This window comes from Dehalococcoidia bacterium (genome assembly GCA_021295915.1).
GTDB lineage: Bacteria > Chloroflexota > Dehalococcoidia > Lucifugimonadales > UBA1123 > VXRN01.
In genome coordinates, this window is sequence record JAGWBK010000017.1 from 1 (window position 1) to 17130 (window position 17130).

Sequence of the window (17130 nt, forward strand, 5' to 3'; positions counted from 1 at the left end):
CCTTTTCGACCATAGCGAGTAAATTCGCCGCGATGCCGGTCTCCGGCAAGTCCATTTGCGGCCTTCTGAGACAGGCTGCCTCCCTAAGGTCGGCTGCCTGTTGTTACAGCTTAGGGTGACTGGAACCTCACTCCCTAAACGGGTCTACGATGGTCAGCTGCTCAATTTGCTGACCGTGCTGGAGATCTTCCGTGTACAGCCGCGTGCAGCCAGCTTCCAGAGCGGCCGCTACTATAAGTGAGTCGTAATAGCTGAATCCATATCGACTCTGTACTTCCAGGCCTCTTCTGTAGAATGATGCGGTAGGGTTGATTCTCCAGATTGGAATCAGGATATCGTCGAGCAGCTGCATCGCGCTCTGGGTACTTACATTGAGCCTTCTTATGAGTATGTTCAGCGTCTCTTGAACTACCTGATAGCTGATACAGCCTGTCATGTTGGCCAGACTGTCTCTCACTAGGATCTCCGCTCGATGACGTTTGTTCGGATTTGTCTCATCGAACATATAGATTAGGATGTTCGAGTCCAGGAAATGCTCAGCGCTCATTCATTTCTTCCCGTGTGAACTTGCGTCCACCTGTACGTAGCTTCCCCTGAAGCTCACGAACTGTCTCCATAGCCTTGGCAGCTTGCCGTTCACGCCCTACGTAGCCTTCAAGCCAAAGTCGGAATTGCGCGTTCAATGTCGTGTTCTCCGCCGCGGCGCGCCTGCGTGCATCGGCAATCAGGTTCTCATCGGCGCTCAGTGTTATATTCTTCATAATAGTCTCACTCCACGGAACAACTCACACTGGTAGTGTACACTATCTTCGTGTGATCCAATGAATGCCAGTAGAGCAGAGGAGCCTCTAAATGCCACGCGCACCCATCAACGGAATCGAACTCGACTACCAGGACTACGGAGAGGGCGAGGCCATCGTCTTCTGCCACGGAGCCGGCGGCAACCTGCTCTCCTGGTGGCAGCAGATCCCCTACTTCTCCGCAAACTACCGCTGCATCACCTTCTCCCACAGGGGATTCGGACACAGCTACGACGTTCCCGACGGCCCCGGCATGAAGTCCTTCGTTGACGACCTCGCCGCGCTTCTCGACCATCTGGAGATAGAGTCGACCCACCTCGTCGCTCAGTCTATGGGAGGCCGTACCGCGCTTGGATTCGCCGTCGAGCACACGACGAGGACGCGTAGCCTCGTACTCGCCGATACCACCGGCGGAATGGGTGAACCCGATGTCGAGCAGGCTCTGAACGATTGGCGCGAGAGCCAGGCGTCCACCCGTGAAATAGGCTTCCGGGCGCTCGCGCAGAGCTTTGGCGTCCGAGAGCCAGCTCTGGCCAACCTGTACCTGCAGGTCTCGCGCACCAACCCTCCCAGGCCGCAGATCGCAGGTGTTCTCAGCGGTGGGCCGAGAGGAGCTGAGCTTGCCAACATGAAGGTCCCAACACTGTTCATCGTGGGAGAAGAGGACGATCTCACGCCCCCGCACGTCCTCGAAGCAGCATCAAGGCACATACCCGGGTCGGAGCTCATTAGAGTGCCTGGCTGTGGACACTCCGTGTACTTCGAGACCCCCGACGTCTTCAACTTAGAGGTCGGCAGATTCATCGCCCAGGCCAGCGCCCCCGGCGCCTAACGCCAGCAGGAGCCAGCCGGCTTATCCACTCGCTTCAGTCCTGCTGACAGGGTTAGGCAGAAGCTCGCGGGAATCGTGAAAGTCATCCAACATACCCCCTCTCCCTGAGGGAGAGGGCTGGGGTGAGGGGGAAAGCCTCGAACACCTTCCCCTCTGTGCTCCCTCAGAAACTGTCCCGTACTCGATAAGGGGGGGAGAGTGAAATGTGACTACCTACTCCCCCCACACCTGCGAGAACAGCCTCAGGAAATTCCCACCAAGAATCTTGGTGATGTCCTCGGTGCGGTATCCACGACGCTGCAGCTCGCTCGCCACGTTGGAAAGACTGTCCGGCGTCTCCATGCCGGTCGGGTGCAGCAGGTTCTCAGGATAGGCGTCCGACACGTCCATCAGCTTCGTGCCCTGCTGCGAGAAGATCCAGTCGAAGAACGCCTTGGGCTGGTTCTGCGTGTAGTCGGTACCGATGCCCACGTGGTCGATCCCGACCCGCTCGACGAGATCATCTATGGCGTCCACATAGTCATTCAGCGTCGACTCGAACCCGTTGCGCAGAAACGGCGGGAACGCGTTGGCTCCGATAACACCACCTCGCTCTGCGATTAGCCTGAGAGCGTCATCCGTCTTGTTCCGGGGATGTTCGAAGTATCCCCGCGCGTTCGCGTGAGTGCACGCCACGGGCTGTTCCGACAGCTCAGCCGCCTCGAGTGTCGTCTGATCGCCCACGTGTGACAGGTCGATCAGGACGCCGAGCCGGTTCATCTCTCTGACGAGGTCCTGGCCGAACCTGCTCAGACCCTCGTCCGTGCGCTCGTAGCAGCCGTTGCCGACAAGGTTGCGCTCGTTGTACGTGATCTGGATGATCCTCACGCCCAGCTCATGGAACAGCGCGAGTCGGTTAAGGTCATTCTCTATTGGCGACGAGTTCTGCCACCCGAGCACCACGCCAACCTTGCCCTGCTCCTTCGCCTGCAGGATGTCGTTCGCAGTGCGCGCCTGTATCAGGGTGTCCTGGTAGGTCTCGAACCTGTGCACCCACCCGGCCATGTTGTCCATGGCCTCGCGGAAGTTCTCCCAGATCGCCATTGTCGCGTTGATGCCCGTCACCCGTCCCGTGTCCAGGCTACTGAACACCTCCGGGCTATCCCAGTTGCTAACGTTCAGTCCATCGAATACGACAGACTGCTCATAGACATCTGGTGTCTCTCTATCTGAAGACATAAGCCTCAATCCTGCGTGTGGTGAATTCAGGGTCGCTCGGCGAGATTATAGACGAAGGACCCACTGTAGGGGCGGTTCGCGAACCGCCCAGTTCACTAGAGTCCCCTCTCCCTGAGGACTTGCAGGGGTAGGTATCCGCAGATCGTCATTCCGGCGGAGGCCGGAATCCAGGTGATGGGTATGTCCTTCGACAAGCTCAGAGCCCGTTCCGGACTTGATCCGGGAACGAACGAAGTGTCAGTTTCCCTACCCCTGTTAGCTCCCTGAGTGAGAGGGTTAAGGTTAGGGTTAGGGTGAAGATACTGCCTACGAAACTGACACAGTCTCATCTCAACTATGCCGTTACCCATCCCCATGCCTGATACCCTAAAATATGGTGCTTAATCTGGAGAACCTCGGGAAAGCGCGACTTGACCTCTAAAGTCCAGGCACAGTCCAGCTCCATGGCATTGTGGACCATCCGTGCCGTGGCTCTTGTCGCATTCATGGACCTCTTCATGCAGCTTCCCGTGGTCGCCACCTACGCGCGGTCGCTCGGAGCAGCCGCGGCGATGATCGGCGTGACTGTAGGCATGTACTCCGCGACGAACCTCCTGGGCAACCTGGGAGCCGGCGTGATGCTGGACAGGATGGACCGCAAGCGGCTCGTCGTCATCGGAATGATTTTGACCGCCGCCTCGCTCTACGCCTACTCCTTCGTGGACACCCCGGTACAGCTTCTCGTGCTTAGAGCGTTCCACGGCCTGTTCGCCGGCGTCCTCGCCCCCGGAGCCTTCGCCATGCTCGGAGATCGCTCCAGGAGCCAGCGGGTCCGCTCGATGGGCATGAGCGGGTCGCTGATTGCAGTCTCGGCTGTCATAGGCCCTCTGCTTGCTGGATGGATCAGTGTGGAATTGGGTTACGAAGCCGTTTTCGTGACCAGCGCGACGCTCATGCTGGTTGCAGCCCTGGCATTCCTGGTTCTGGTTCCGGGCACGGACCACTCTTCAAGTGAGCCGTCACACGACCGGCAGCAGGTGTCGTCACTTGCCCGCAACGGTGTCCTTCTCAGGGTCTTCTGGGCAGTGCTGGTGATGACGTTCGGGATCGGAGTTCTCATCAACTACCTGCCAATCGTCGTCGAGGAGATGGGTGGGTCGGCAAGGACCTCCGGTATCGCGTTTGCGACCTTCTCCCTCGTGGCGACAGCCCTGATGGCAAGCCCTCTCCACCGGGTCATGGACGCCAGGTCTCGCGCAATCACGATAGTCTGCGGTCTCGGTTTCCTCGGTGTGAGCAGCCTGATGCTGGCTGCGCTGGGCGCGGCTGCCGCAGCGTTGTTCCCGGCCATGGTCATCTTCGGACTGGGATTCGGAATGCTGTTCCCGTCCCTCAGTGCCTCGGTCGCCGATCAGGCTGGCAGTTCCCAGCGAGGCACCGCGTTCGGCATCTTCTACGCCATCTACTCGCTCGGGGTGTTCGTCGGCGCCGTCGTGTCCGGCGGCGTGTCCGGAGCTTTCGCCGACCTCGGAGCCCCATTCTACCTCGCCGCAGCCGTCCCCCTCATTGCCATACCAGTCGCCTTCGGCATCCGTGCCCGACAGTAATCGGCGAAGGTACGAAAGATCCCTCTTCCCAGATATGGGTAGGTAAACGTGCGCCAGCCAACATACCCCTCTCCATTGGTGGGCTGAGAGGGGTAGGTAAACTGGCAATTCGTTCGTTCCCGGATCAAGTCCGGAACGGGCTCTGAGCTTGTCGAAGGACATCCCCATCCCCTGGATTGCCGAGCGGCGAGCCACTTCGTGGGTTCCGGCCTTCGCCGGAATGACGGTTTGCGAATACCTACCCCTGTCAGCCCTTAATGGGAGAGGGTTGGGGTGAGGGTGATGGAACGCCAATGTCCAATTTCGCTTCTTGGTGATTGAACCCCTTATTGGAACAGCCAAAGAACCTTGCCCCCTCACACCCCCGCAGCTACCATTCTCCCAGCCATTCCGCAGGAACACATAACATGACCACCACACACAGACCACGCCGCAGCTTCTGGACCTGGGGTCTCCAGTCCGAGGAGCCAACAGACGCCGAGCGCGCCCAGCACGCCGCCCAGCTATCAGAGCGATTCGGCACCGAGATCGTCGCCCCACCCATACCTGGCGCCGACGATCTGGACCTCAGGCCTCCCTGCATCAGCATCCCCGACGCTGTCGCCGACTTCTGCCGCACCGACAACTACGAGCGCGCCCTCCACTCGTACAGCGCCGACGACAAAGAGCCGGCCGCGATCCTGGGCCGCTTCCCAAACCCAACTGACGTCGTCGCCCATCCGCGCAACGAGACCGAGCTGGAGCGCGTGCTGGAATGGTGCGACTCGGAGGGACACATCGTGGTCCCGTTCGGCGGCGGCTCATCGGTGGTCGGAGGCGTGACGCCCCCCGAGGCAGACGGTGTCGTTACGATAGACATGGACGAGTTCGACCGCGTCCTGGAGATCGACGAATCATCCCGTGCTGCCCGCATCCAGGCCGGCGTATTCGGCCCCCACCTCGAAGACCAGCTCAGGCCCCACGGCTACACCCTCCGACACTACCCGCAGAGCTTCACCGGCTCAACTCTCGGCGGCTGGATCGCCACACGCTCCGGCGGCCACTACGCGACCAACCACACCCACATCGACGAGTTCGTCGAGTCGGTGAGGATGCTGACCCCAGCGGGTTGGTGGGAGAGCAGGCGACTGCCCGGAGGAGGCGCAGGCCCTGACCCCAATCGTCTCGCTATCGGCAGCGAGGGCATCCTTGGAATAATCACCGAGGCGTGGATGCGCATCCAGGTTCGGCCCAGGTACAGGGCGACAGCCGGAGTCGTCTTCGACACTTGGGAGCAGACCTATGACGCCGCTCGTCAGATCGTCCAGACCAAGCTGTGGCCAGCAAATCTGCGTGTTCTCGATCCTGAGCTTGCGAAAGACGCCGCCGGTATGGACGGTGTCCGCGCGCTGCTGATCGTCGGCTTTGAGTCCGCGGAGCTCCCACAGGACTGGAACATTCGCACAGCCGTCGAGATTGCACGAGCAGCGGGCGGTACTATTTCAGACGACGAAATCCTGATCGACGACGGCTCAGGCAGGCCAACAGGCAGAAGCGGAGCGGTCGGAGCATGGCGCAACGCCTTCATCAACGTCGGAGGCGGTCTGACCTCCGGACTCGGACTCGTGACCGGCACCGTCGAGACCGCCGTGACTTGGGACAACTGGCCCAAGCTCGATTCCCACATACGCGACATGATGGGCAGGGCACTGAACGAAGCGTGCGGCGGCGGAACACTCAACTGCCGCTTCACCCACGTCTATCCCGACGGCTCCGCGCCCTACTATACCTACGCCGGCGCCTACAGGAGCGGCGACTACGAGGGTCAGCAGGCGGCAATCAAGAAGGCCGCCTCAGACGCCATCATCGAAGCCGGAGGCACCATCACCCATCACCACGCAGTCGGCAGGGTCCACCGTCCATGGTACGACCAGGAGCGACCAGACGTTTTCGCCACAGCCCTCAGAGCAGCCAAGAAGTCCCTCGACCCCAAAGGAATCCTAAACCCCGGCGTCCTCATAGACGCGTGAAATGGGCAAGAGAAAGAAACCAGGAAACAGGGGCTAATTGGAAACTAGTGTTGTGAGTGCTACCACAGACACGGAACTAGTGATTGATCGAACCTCATCTTGCGGTCGCTGGATATGACGTTGATCTCGCCGTATCTGGCTTGTAGTTCCAATGCTGTCGCCAGAATAATCATGTCGTGAGAATCTCCCCACTCGTTGGGGAGTCTGTCAACGATCGCCAGCGTGAGGTTCTCCACGATCATGTTTCTGGATTGAATTGAATCTCTTGTGAGGCTGAATGGAACGAAGTCTCGCCGCTGCTTGCGAGCCATATCCCACGCTTCAACAAGGGCTATCGTCGGGATTGCCAATTGGTTGCCCGCCCCTGGGGCGTCGATGACGTCCTTTGCCAAAGGAGACAGCGACAGGCTTCTGGTCAGATACCTGATCAGAGCGCTGGCGTCCAGCAGGTAAATCAATACTGGACTGTCTTGAACTTGAGACGGGACGCTTCTATGTCTTCTTCAGTGATGTCCATGTCTTCCCAGATGCCGTACAGGTCTGATAGGCCAGAGCTCTGTGGGTTACTAGGTACGAACTTGAAGTAGATGTCATCGAAGGGCCGTTGGCTAGCCTTCATATTGGCTATGAGGTCTCTCAGGTTATGAGAAGCCGCCACCAGCTTCTCGCTGTGTATGGCAACCCACTGGCCCGGATACTTCGCCACCAACTCGTCGTAGTGTTCCTCAAACCACACTGAATCGTCGTGGAACTGGTCGAGGTCAGTCTCAGTGTCTTGCTGCATAGTTGAAGAACCTCTGATCACAGAATGCGTTCACTTGTTAGTGTACTACACCCCCTACAGCCCCTCCGCCAGCAACTCCACCAGGTGCTTCGCTCGCTTGTCGGTGCCCTGCGCAATCTGCTGACGACAGGAGATACCCTCAGCCACGACCGTGAACTCGCCCGCCTGCTCGCGGATCGCCGGGAACAGCGACATCTCGCCTATCTGCATCGAGATATCGTAGTGTTCAGTCTCGTACCCGAAGCTGCCTGCCATGCCGCAGCAACCGGAGTTGATCTCCGTGGCCTCCACGCCGTCCAGCGAGTTGAGCAAACTCATCGCCGCTCGAGTGCCGACCAGCGCCTTCTGGTGACAGTGCCCCTGGAACAGGACCCTGTCTGGTAGCTTCGAGCCGTCCAGATCCAGCGTCGCCCCCTGCTCCAGTGCGTGCTCGACGAACTCCTCTATCAGCATTGTGTTCTTGGCGATGGCGTTTGCCTTGGCCTCATCCACGCCGTTGAGGTCCGTGTAGTCGTCTGAGAAGCTGAGGATGCAGCTCGGCTCGATTCCCACCAGCTTCGCGCCGGCTTCGACGTAGCCGTGTACCTGCTCCACGTTGTACCGCGCGTTCTCCTGCGCCTTGTCCATCATTCCCTTGGACAGCATCGGCCGCCCGCAGCACCTAACCTGGGGCAGGATCACCTGGTAGCCCAGCGCCTCCATGACCTTGACTGCCGCGCGTCCGAGTTCGGGGTGGTTGTAGTTGGTGAACGTGTCCGGGAACAGCACGACCTGCCCAATCTTCGAGGCTGACACGGGCGATCCGCCTCGTGCCTTGAACCACTGCTCGAACGTCTGGTTGGCGAATGGCGGGAGCTCACGACGCCTGTCTATGCCGACGTTGGCCTCCATCATCCGTCGCGTCAGGCCCAGGTTGTTAATCCAGTTCGACATGGGCGCGAAGAATGTTCCGATCTTGCTGAACGTGGCGATGTTGCCGAAGAACTGGTGGCGTGCCGAAAACCCGTTTGCCTTGTGGTACTGGTTGAGGAACTCGTACTTGAGCTTGGCCATGTCCACGTTGGATGGACACTCCGCTGAGCAGCCCTTGCACTCGAGACACAGGTCGAGCACGTCGTACAGCCGCTTGTCAGTCAGCGCCGATGCCGGCAACGCGCCGGACATGGCCGATCTGAGCGCGTTTGCGCGACCTCGTGTGGAGTGCTCTTCCTCTCGCGTGGCCATGTACGAGGGACACATCGTCCCGCCCAGCACCTTGCGGCACGCGCCCTGTCCATTGCACATCTCGATGCTGTGAGCAAAGCTGCCGTCCTGCCGGAACGCGAAACCGGTCATCGGCTGCAGAGGCTTGTACTCAGGGCCGATGCGCAGGTTCTCGGTCATGGGTTGAGAGTCGACTATCTTGCCAGGATTCATGATCCCGTCCGGATCGAACGCCTGCTTGACCTCGCGGAACGCGTCGTACAACTGGTCCCCGAACATCTTGCGGTTGAACCAGCTCCGCACCAGGCCGTCACCATGCTCGCCGCTCATGGAGCCGCCGTACTCCATCACCAGGTCGCCGACCTCCTCGGCGATGTTCACCATCCGGTCGACGCCCTCCTGGTCCTTCAGGTTGATGAGGGGACGTATGTGCAGGCACCCGACGCTCGCGTGTCCGTAGTACCCGGCCTCAGTGCCGTTGGACGTGACGATGTCGTCGAACTTGCGCACGAAGTCCGGCAGGTGCTCAGGCGCAACAGCGCAGTCCTCGACGAAGGGCAGTGGTTTCGCGTCTCCCGGCACATTCATCATGAGCCCGAGACCCGCCTTGCGCACGTCCCACACCTTCTCCTGGTCAGCCGGATCCATCAACTTGAGGAACGTGTAGCCCAGGTTGCGGCCTGCAAGTGAGTCGCCAAGATGGTCCATCTTGGACTTGACCTCGTGCTCGGTGTCTCCAGCAATCTCGATCGCCAGCAGCGCCTCTGGGTCGCCCTCGATGAAGTCTGTGATGCGGGCGTAAGCCAGGTTCGATTTGGCCTGTTGGATGATCATCGACCCGATCAGCTCAACGGCTGCAGGCTCCATCTCCAGCGCCGCGACAGTGGCCTCCATCGACTCGATCAGGTCGTTGCAGTGCAGCACGCCGAGGCCTGTCACCTTGGGCCTGTCCACCAGGTTGAGCTTCGCCTCCGTGATCGTCATGAGGGTCCCTTCGGACCCGACAACGAACCTCGCCATGTTGAAGCCCATTCCGCCCACAAACTCATCCAGGTTGTACCCGGACACCCGCCTCTGGATCTTCGGGTATCGCGCGATGATTTCGTCCCTGTTCGCCTCTCCGATCTCGAATAGCCTCCGGTGGATGTCTCCTTCGAGACCTTCCGATCTCATCATGGTCTCTAGCTGGGAACCGTCCATCGCACCGAGCCTCGCAGCCTGCCCGTTGGACAGCACGACGTCGAGCTCATGGACGTTATCGACGGTCTTACCCCACATGATCGAGTGCGCGCCGCAGGAGTTGTTGCCCAGCGCACCACCGACGTTGCCCCGGTTGGACGTGGAAGGGTCGGGCGCGAATAGCAGCCCACTGTCGCGGATGTGGTGGTTCAGCACGTCCAGCACTATCCCAGGCTGGGTGCGCACCCACTTCTCCTCCTGGTTCAGCTCGATAACGCTGTTCATGTACTTCGAGAAGTCCATGACGATCGAGTGCCCCACCGTCTGACCGCCGAGACTTGTCCCGCCGCCCCTCGGAAGCACGGACACGCCGTACTTGCTGGCCGTCTCGACAACTGCGATGACGTCTTCGGCGTTCTTCGGCAGAACGACCCCGACAGGTTCGATCTCGTAGATACTGGCATCCGTCGAGTACAGGATGCGACTCATCTTGTCGAACCGCACTTCGCCCGAGACCAGCCTGTTAAGGTCGTGGACCATCTCCCTGGTATCGGACTCGGTCACCTGCGTTGCCATTTGCACTTCCTCTGTTGTGGAATCTTGGGCCTTGAATCGACGTCGCCGGGGCTTTAGCTAGTCAAGCTCACAGTCACGATATGATACACGAATGCCCTCTCAGCTCGACATCTGAACAAGGACACACCTCGCCTTCAGGCGTTGAGTGCTCTGAAAATGAAAAGGGCTGCGAATCGCAGCCCTCATGGTGTTCACGTATGTAATGCGGGTCAGGAGATACCGAGGATCTTGTACTTCATCATTCCACGCGGTGTCTTGACTTCCACCTCGTGACCCACTGCTCTGCCCAACAGCGCCTTACCCAGGGGCGAGACATTGGAGATCTTCTCTGGAGGCTTCACCTCTGACGCGCTCACTACGGTGTAGTCGGCAGGCTGCGCCGATCTGCGTCCTGGTGAGACATCCTGCACCGATACCACTGCACCGAGGTTCACCACTCGCGACCTGGCGATGGCAGCGGCGTCCACGACAACCGCGTGATTGAGCGTCTGCTCGATCTCGCTTATTCGCCCCTCGACTCTTCCCGAGTCTTCTCGGGCAGCTTCCAGGGGAGCGTTCTCTCGGACATCCTTGTCGGCGGCAGCCAGGCGAATCGCCTCAGAAAGTTCGGGACGTCGTGCCTTGAGCGTCTCAAGCTCTGTGACAAGCTCCTCGTGGCCCTCGGCGGTCAACTGGATTTGGGACTCTTCCTGGAGCGATCCCGTCCCATGTCGTGGCCTTGCCCTGCGCACACGAACGTGCTGGGCAAGTTTGCGTTCGATGATCTTCTCTTTGTGGGCGAAAGACAGGAACTGCCTTACCGCCTGGAGTCTCTCAGGTGCCTGTGGCGTGGTGCCGGATCCTATGACCCTCTCCACGTAGTCCCCAATCATCGAGGGAGTTACGTCCACCATCGACTTCTGGGGCCCGCACCATTGAACAAATCGTTGAAGTTCTTTGCTAGTCTCAGCCTTATCACCCTTCATCGACACGACGTGTTTGGAGACATACTGTCCAAACGCCTGGATGAGGGTAGTGTGTCCATTCGGCGCCAATGGCCCGTCACCCCCGACACAAGTTCACATGCAAATACTACGTAAAACGAAAAGGCGCTGTCAAACAGCGCCGATTCGTAACACTTATCTCACAATAAAGATAAGTTATACGATTACGGACTCCATATTGAGCCCATGCTCCTGCTTTCTGGAACCCAGGTTGATGAATGTCTCCATCTTTCTGACACCCGGGATCTTCCCTACACCGTGCCTCAGGAACTCGCTCAGTTCCGTAGAGGACTTCAGGGTCGCGTAGACGAAAATGTCGAATGACCCGGTCGTGACTGAGACCCATGACACCGCCGACATGTCTGCCAGCGCGTCCGCCACAGCATCCACTTTATCGGCATCGACCTGGAGGCCCACCAGGACCTGGGACTCGTAGCCAATCTTGCGGGCGTCGGGAATCGCGACCACCTTTATGTAGTTGTCCTGCATAAGCCTTTTGAGCCTGCGTCTCACTGTCTCTTCGCTCACTCCCACCTTTCGGGCTATCCCCGCGTTTGTAGATGTCCCGTCCTTCTGGAGATGAGCGACAATTCGCACGTCGAGCCTATCCATGCTAGAAATCTCCTCCATAGACCGATTCGCACACATTGCTGCCTCGTAAATGATGGATACACTATAAAAGGATGTTAATGACAGTTGACGCCATGCCTCTAATTGGCCCGTTTTGGGACGGTGAAGCTGCATTCCTTTTAATTCTAGCATGGTTTTAGACGTAGTAAATGCCAATTGTCTGTGGAAATGCACCCAGTCTCATCGATTCTTAACTAACGACCAAATCACGTGCCTGGATTTCAATTGACCGGCCATTTTGCCACTGTTAAACTCGCCTCCACGTTGGAGCACAAACCTGAAAGAGGTATCTCATGATAGGCGTCTTGACACACCACTGGGCGAAATCCGATCTCGTCGAGTCAGCGCGGAAACTTCTCGACGGCAACGGCGAAGCCCAGAGCAGGCATCCCGGATTCGTGAGCAGGACAACCCTGATATCCCTCTCCGATCCCACTAAGATCACCACCCTGGTCATGTGGGATAGCAACGAGATTTACGACTCGTGGCGCGCGAGTCCCGCCAGGGTCGAGACCATGGCCGGCGCGGACGAGATGTGGTCCCGACCTGCCGAATCCGAACGCTTCGACGCGGTCGACTAGCATGACTATGAATCTGGATCAGCTAGAAGGCTATCGGCCGGGCAAGGCAACTCTGCGGGGACTCGAGTTCAGCTTCCTGGAGTGGGGCGACCCCAACTCACCCCCCATGGTGCTCCTCCACGGCTTGACTGGCCACGCCCACACGTGGGACCTGTTCGCCAACTCATTGAAGGACGAGTACCACATATTTGCTCTCGACCAGCGCGGTCACGGCGATACGGGCTGGGCCGACCCCCCTCAATACAACACTGAAGATTTCGTTGAAGACGTAAGGGAACTCGCTCGCCACTGGGGCATTAGCCGATTTACGCTGATCGGATTGTCCATGGGGGCCCACAACGCACTCGACTTCGCGAGCCGCCATCCCGAGATGGTCGACAGACTGGTGCCCGTTGACATAGGCCCATCACTTCCTTCCTTGCGGGACCCGGAAAGGCAGGCCAGATGGGACCCGCTCTATCAGGACTTCGATACTCTCGACGAGGCGTACGCTGACGCCGTGGAGTCCAACCCGATCGCAGACCCGGAGGTCATCAAGTATCGAGTCCGGCACAACCTTAAACGCACCGACGACGGCCGGTGGACTCCGAAGTGCACCAGGGATGTTGCTCTGAACTGGAAGCCTGACGACCTCTCAGAGACGATCAAGGAGATTCAGTGTCCCACGCTGATTGTCAGGGGCGGCGTAAGCGATGTGCTCTCCGTTGAAGTCGCCGAGTCCATGAGAACGGCCATCCCCGACTGCGAACTGGCCACGATTGCGGGCTCAGGTCACTCGGTCCCCCAGGACAAGCCTGCCGACTTCGAGGCAGCCGTGAGAGAGTTCCTGTCCTCATGAAGTACGACTACATCATCGTAGGCGCTGGCTCCGCCGGCGCAGTACTCGCCGCCCGCCTTACAGAGGACCCCGAAAACTCCGTGCTGCTGATAGAGGCAGGCCCCGACTACCCCACTCTCGACGACCTTCCACCCGACATCAAATACGGCTTCGGCCACGGCGTTACCGAGCAGCAGCTCTTGGCCAGCGATCACCGCTGGTACTTCATAGCGAAGTCATCCGACCGTGCGACGCCCATGATCGTGCCCAGGGGCAAGGCCACGGGAGGATCGTCAGCAGTCAACGCCCAGATCTTCCTCCGCGGCGTACCCGAGGACTACGACGACTGGGCATCCAGTGGCAACGATGAGTGGACATTCGAGAAGCTGCTCCCGTACTTCCGCAGGATAGAGACGGACACCGATTTCTCAGACGACTTCCACGGAGGCGACGGGCCCATCATCGTCCGAAGGTACCCATCAGAAGATATGCTGCCGGATCAGACGGCCTGGTACCAGGCGTGCAGAGACTACGGCTTCGCCGACTGCCCGGACCACAACGACCCAGACTCCACCGGAATCGGCCCCTGCCCATTCAACAACCCCAACCGGATACGCTGGAGCACTGCGCTGGGCTACCTCAACCCGGCCCGCGACAGGCCCAATCTCACGATTCTGCCTGACGCGCTCGCCCACCACGTGGCGTTCAACGGCAACAGGGCCATCGGGGTGGATGTCGAGGTCGACGGCGAGGTACGGACCGTTCTCGGAGACGAGATCATCCTGTCCGCCGGCGCCATAGGATCCCCACATCTGCTGATGCTGTCAGGCGTCGGCCCGGCCGGTCATCTCGCCGAAGTTGGGGTCCCGGTGGTTAGCGACTCCCCCGGAGTGGGCCAGAACCTCCGCGACCACCCGCAGATCCAAATCGTGTGGCGCACCGTCTCTGGATTCGACCAGGAGGAGTTCGCCCCCCGGATACAGTTCGTTCTGAGGTACACCGCCACCGGCTCGCCACTTAGAAACGACATGCTGATACACCCGTTCTCCCGCGCCTCGGACAGCAAGATATACACCGACTGGGACAGAGAGCCGGTTGGCGTCGGCATGATCGCCGCCATCTACCTGGCCGAAGCCGCCGGCGAGATGAGACTGCGCAACAACAGTCCTCACGTTCAGCCCTACCTCGACTACAACCTGCTCTCCACGCAGTTCGACCTTGACCGCATGAGAGAGTCCGTCCATATCTGTCAGGACATCGCCAAACAGGGCCCCATGGCGAAGCTGATCGAGGAGTTGGTCGATCCAACAGAGGCCGACCTCGCCTCCGACGATGCCCTCGACGACTGGATGCTCAGAAACGTCCGCACAAGCCACCATATCTCCGGCACCTGCAAGATGGGACCGGACTCCGACCGCATGGCCGTCGTCGACCAGCGAGGGCGAGTCTACGGACTGGAGGGCCTTCGCGTGGCCGACGCCTCCATAATGCCCGACTGCATACGAGCCAACACAAACGCCACGTCAATCATGATCGGCGAGCGCGTGGCGGACTTCATTATCGAGAACGCCTGAGCAGACCAGTCCATGACTGCCAACACCTGCCTGCCCACCACCGCATGGTTCCTCTACGACGAGGACGGCGCCCCCATGGGACAGGTTTACAACAGCCAGCCCCCAGAAGTCGGCGCCCGAATCGACCTCGGCGATGTCATCGCCTTCGAAGAGATGCGTCCCACATGCTCCATGCGCCGCTACAAGGTGGTCGTTAGGACCTACTGAATTTCGCCGGCCTCGTGCAGTTGAGCCAAAACCATTCGGGTTGTGCCCAAGAATTCACTCGGGTAGCTTTCAAGAGACTCGACGAGCGCGAGACGTTCCTCCGCAGGGAGGCTTCGTAAGTCTTCGGCAAGCTGCCTTATCCAGCGTCCGCGATAGAAGATCACGTCTATCTTGTTCAGTCCCAAGTCATGGATGGTGTCAAATGCCCTCTGACGTTCATTCCCGGTCAGGTCGTTCCTCGGAACCACCTCGTGGGTTCTCATGTCGTAGTCGAAGTAGTGCTCTGGTCTCTGTAGTACATCGGCAGCGGCGGGATCGACATAGCCGCTGTCGGGCCACAGATCCTGCTTATTGTCAACGTTGCATCTTCGGCAACTGAAGACCCAATTGGACCAATCGTAGGCCAGACTAGGGAAGCGTGAGAGCGGCCTGAAGTGGTCGAGTGTAGCGGCGCGGTCTCCGACTTCAGCCGCCGAGTCGCAGCGCCTCTCGCAGTACCAGCACATCCCGTATGAGCACTCACCCAGTCTTGAGCGAAACTCCCGCCAGAAAGAGTCGGTTGGACGAGACCCAACCCTGTCCGGGAAGTAACTAACCCATCCTTGGGTGTACTCACGGGCATACGCCTCAACCCGGTCGGGTTCAGGTCCCCTGTCTATCCAACGCAAACCCGCTAGCCACCGTCTTGGGATAGTTCCGACTCGCGGGACTGAATGAATCGGAGCATCATGTCAGCGTAGCGCTCACGCTGAGCTTCGAGAGGGCTGCTGCTGGAAAGAAGGTCCTCGTTCACCTGCTGGCGCAGGTTCTCCAACTCCTCCCTTTCCTCGTCGGATAAAGACTCTCTACCACGTAGTTCACGCAGCCGCTTGGAGCGTCGAATCGTCAACTCGTCTGTCGGCTCGTCCACACCCATGAACGTGCGCAGAATCTCGTCCGTAGTCCAGCCGATGATGTCCTGCTCATTGGTGCTAGCTGTGACAACCCCATCCGAGTTCCTATCCAGCAGATGCACCTGTCCCGTCCGCAAGCCCGCGACGACGAATGGTGAGTGCGTAGTGGCGAAAATCTGTAGCCCCCGGAAATGTTCCAGCAGAGCCGGAATCACCCGTCGCTGCCACGTTGGGTGAAGGTGGTTCTCGATCTCGTCGATTAGCAGAATGGCAGGCTTGTCCTTCCAGCCGTCGGCGAATTCGTAATGGTGCAGCATCTTGTATGCCAGCCAGTAGATCCACAGGAATGTCGTCTGCGTCCCAGAGCTGAGAAAGCCTAGATACAACGGGGCCTGCCCTACCTCCTCGGAGTGGGTTGGCCTGTCTTCCGGTCTCACGTTGATGAAATTGGGCTTGTCTATGGTGGTGAGTCCCATCGAGCGATGGATGTTGACTTCCTCAAAATCGGCCAGAGGTTGATAGTCTAGGTCTTCCAAAACAAGCCCGGTTACGTAGTTTCGTGGATATGCGTCAGTTAGCACCTCTGAGCAGATGGCTCTGGTGCACGAGTGAACTGTCTTGAGGACTTCCAAGATGCGATATGCTCGGCGTTCTTCTGGCGGCGCGTCTTCCTCCTTCTCCTGTTCAAACATCATAGCCGACTTCTGATACATCTTCTCGTTGGCGTCCTTGAAGTTCACTCCGGAGAACGGCCTGCTCAGTACCTTGCTGACTTCCGTGTCATCTTCGCTTGGGGTCTCCTCAGCGTAAAGCTCGGGAAGGCCCGTCCGAACAGGTCCTATATGCACAACTAGAGGTTTCTTACTGGATTCACCTGAAACTCCTGATTCCCTTGTCGGCCAGTCTTTACTGGTGAATAGCAACACGTCGCTGACATCGCTCCAGGCCCTCCCATGGTCTCGTCTGTTACAACCCTCTAAGACAATCGGCCTCATTATCATTTTGCTCGAGTTCCAATAGACAGAGGAAGATGGGGAACGGGGACTTCTATCTTGATTGAAAGCGATGTCTATCTCTTGCAAGAGGGCACTCTTGCCACTGGCGTTAGGCCCGATGAACAGGTTCACCCGTTCATCGAAGTCCAGTTCGACCACCTCCGTGAAGGGCGGAGTATCCTTTATGTCCATCTCAGTTATGTGCATGGTTGGTCTCCGCTCCGAATTATAAGGCAGCGTAGTCGTTATCGACCACAGCCCCG

General features: G+C 59.0%; 17 protein-coding genes. 7 read left to right on the plus strand and 10 right to left on the minus strand.

Annotated features, from left to right (window positions below; all coding sequences use genetic code 11):
* Nucleotides 1-127: 127 nt before the first annotated feature.
* Together J4G14_06665 and J4G14_06670 are read right to left on the minus strand one after the other, a co-directional pair.
* Nucleotides 128-547, minus strand: a complete 420-nt coding sequence (locus tag J4G14_06665; GenBank protein ID MCE2457482.1) for a PIN domain-containing protein — start codon at nt 545-547, stop codon at nt 128-130.
* Nucleotides 537-761 carry a hypothetical protein gene (locus J4G14_06670; GenBank protein MCE2457483.1) on the minus strand — a complete coding sequence of 75 codons (225 nt, stop codon included), beginning with the start codon at nt 759-761 and terminating at the stop codon, nt 537-539. The genes J4G14_06665 and J4G14_06670 overlap by 11 nt, the downstream gene beginning before the upstream one ends.
* 91 nt (nt 762-852) lie before the next feature.
* Between J4G14_06670 and J4G14_06675 the strand changes: the two genes are divergently transcribed.
* Nucleotides 853-1632 carry an alpha/beta hydrolase gene (locus J4G14_06675; GenBank protein MCE2457484.1) on the plus strand — a complete coding sequence of 260 codons (780 nt, stop codon included), beginning with the start codon at nt 853-855 and terminating at the stop codon, nt 1630-1632.
* Between the two features lie 213 nt (nt 1633-1845).
* Here the strand turns inward: J4G14_06675 and J4G14_06680 are convergent, their stop codons facing one another.
* Nucleotides 1846-2850 carry a dipeptidase gene (locus J4G14_06680; GenBank protein MCE2457485.1) on the minus strand — a complete coding sequence of 335 codons (1005 nt, stop codon included), beginning with the start codon at nt 2848-2850 and terminating at the stop codon, nt 1846-1848.
* A 410-nt stretch (nt 2851-3260) separates the two neighbouring features.
* Here J4G14_06680 and J4G14_06685 point away from each other — a divergent pair, with 410 nt between their 5' ends.
* On the plus strand, nt 3261-4436 hold the full coding sequence (locus tag J4G14_06685) for an MFS transporter (protein MCE2457486.1): 1176 nt from the start codon (nt 3261-3263) through the stop codon (nt 4434-4436).
* A gap of 407 nt (nt 4437-4843) precedes the next feature.
* Nucleotides 4844-6445, plus strand: coding sequence for an FAD-binding oxidoreductase (locus J4G14_06690; GenBank protein MCE2457487.1), 1602 nt, complete (start codon nt 4844-4846; stop codon nt 6443-6445).
* Between the two features lie 59 nt (nt 6446-6504).
* On the opposite strand, the gene J4G14_06695 is transcribed toward J4G14_06690, so the two are convergent.
* The 5 genes from J4G14_06695 to J4G14_06715 all read right to left on the minus strand — a co-directional run bounded on the left by J4G14_06695 (nt 6505) and on the right by J4G14_06715 (nt 11782).
* Nucleotides 6505-6903, minus strand: a complete 399-nt coding sequence (locus J4G14_06695) for a PIN domain-containing protein (GenBank protein ID MCE2457488.1) — start codon at nt 6901-6903, stop codon at nt 6505-6507.
* Nucleotides 6900-7229, minus strand: a complete 330-nt coding sequence (locus J4G14_06700) for a hypothetical protein (GenBank protein MCE2457489.1) — start codon at nt 7227-7229, stop codon at nt 6900-6902. The genes J4G14_06695 and J4G14_06700 overlap by 4 nt, the downstream gene beginning before the upstream one ends.
* 54 nt (nt 7230-7283) lie before the next feature.
* Nucleotides 7284-10151, minus strand: a complete 2868-nt coding sequence (locus tag J4G14_06705; GenBank protein MCE2457490.1) for an anaerobic glycerol-3-phosphate dehydrogenase subunit C — start codon at nt 10149-10151, stop codon at nt 7284-7286.
* Between the two features lie 245 nt (nt 10152-10396).
* Nucleotides 10397-11221: a GreA/GreB family elongation factor gene (locus J4G14_06710; protein ID MCE2457491.1), complete on the minus strand. Its 825-nt coding sequence runs from the start codon at nt 11219-11221 to the stop codon at nt 10397-10399.
* A 105-nt stretch (nt 11222-11326) separates the two neighbouring features.
* Nucleotides 11327-11782, minus strand: coding sequence for an Lrp/AsnC family transcriptional regulator (locus J4G14_06715; GenBank protein MCE2457492.1), 456 nt, complete (start codon nt 11780-11782; stop codon nt 11327-11329).
* 311 nt (nt 11783-12093) lie between these two features.
* Here J4G14_06715 and J4G14_06720 point away from each other — a divergent pair, with 311 nt between their 5' ends.
* The 4 genes from J4G14_06720 to J4G14_06735 are packed head-to-tail and all read left to right on the plus strand — an operon-like array spanning nt 12094 to nt 14979.
* On the plus strand, nt 12094-12381 hold the full coding sequence (locus J4G14_06720; GenBank protein ID MCE2457493.1) for a hypothetical protein: 288 nt from the start codon (nt 12094-12096) through the stop codon (nt 12379-12381).
* Nucleotide 12382: 1 nt separating this feature from the next.
* Complete coding sequence (locus tag J4G14_06725) at nt 12383-13219, plus strand: alpha/beta hydrolase (protein ID MCE2457494.1); 837 nt, start codon at nt 12383-12385, stop codon at nt 13217-13219.
* Nucleotides 13216-14772, plus strand: coding sequence for a mycofactocin system GMC family oxidoreductase MftG (gene mftG, locus J4G14_06730; GenBank protein MCE2457495.1), 1557 nt, complete (start codon nt 13216-13218; stop codon nt 14770-14772). The genes J4G14_06725 and mftG overlap by 4 nt, the downstream gene beginning before the upstream one ends.
* Nucleotides 14773-14784: 12 nt before the next feature.
* The gene (locus J4G14_06735) at nt 14785-14979 is read left to right on the plus strand and encodes a hypothetical protein (GenBank protein ID MCE2457496.1); all 195 of its coding nucleotides are present in this window, start codon (nt 14785-14787) and stop codon (nt 14977-14979) included.
* Here J4G14_06735 and J4G14_06740 read toward each other — a convergent pair.
* Together J4G14_06740 and J4G14_06745 are read right to left on the minus strand one after the other, a co-directional pair.
* Nucleotides 14973-15647: an HNH endonuclease gene (locus J4G14_06740; GenBank protein ID MCE2457497.1), complete on the minus strand. Its 675-nt coding sequence runs from the start codon at nt 15645-15647 to the stop codon at nt 14973-14975. The genes J4G14_06735 and J4G14_06740 overlap by 7 nt on opposite strands.
* A 5-nt stretch (nt 15648-15652) precedes the next feature.
* On the minus strand, nt 15653-17074 hold the full coding sequence (locus J4G14_06745) for an AAA family ATPase (protein ID MCE2457498.1): 1422 nt from the start codon (nt 17072-17074) through the stop codon (nt 15653-15655).
* Nucleotides 17075-17130 lie beyond the last annotated feature (56 nt).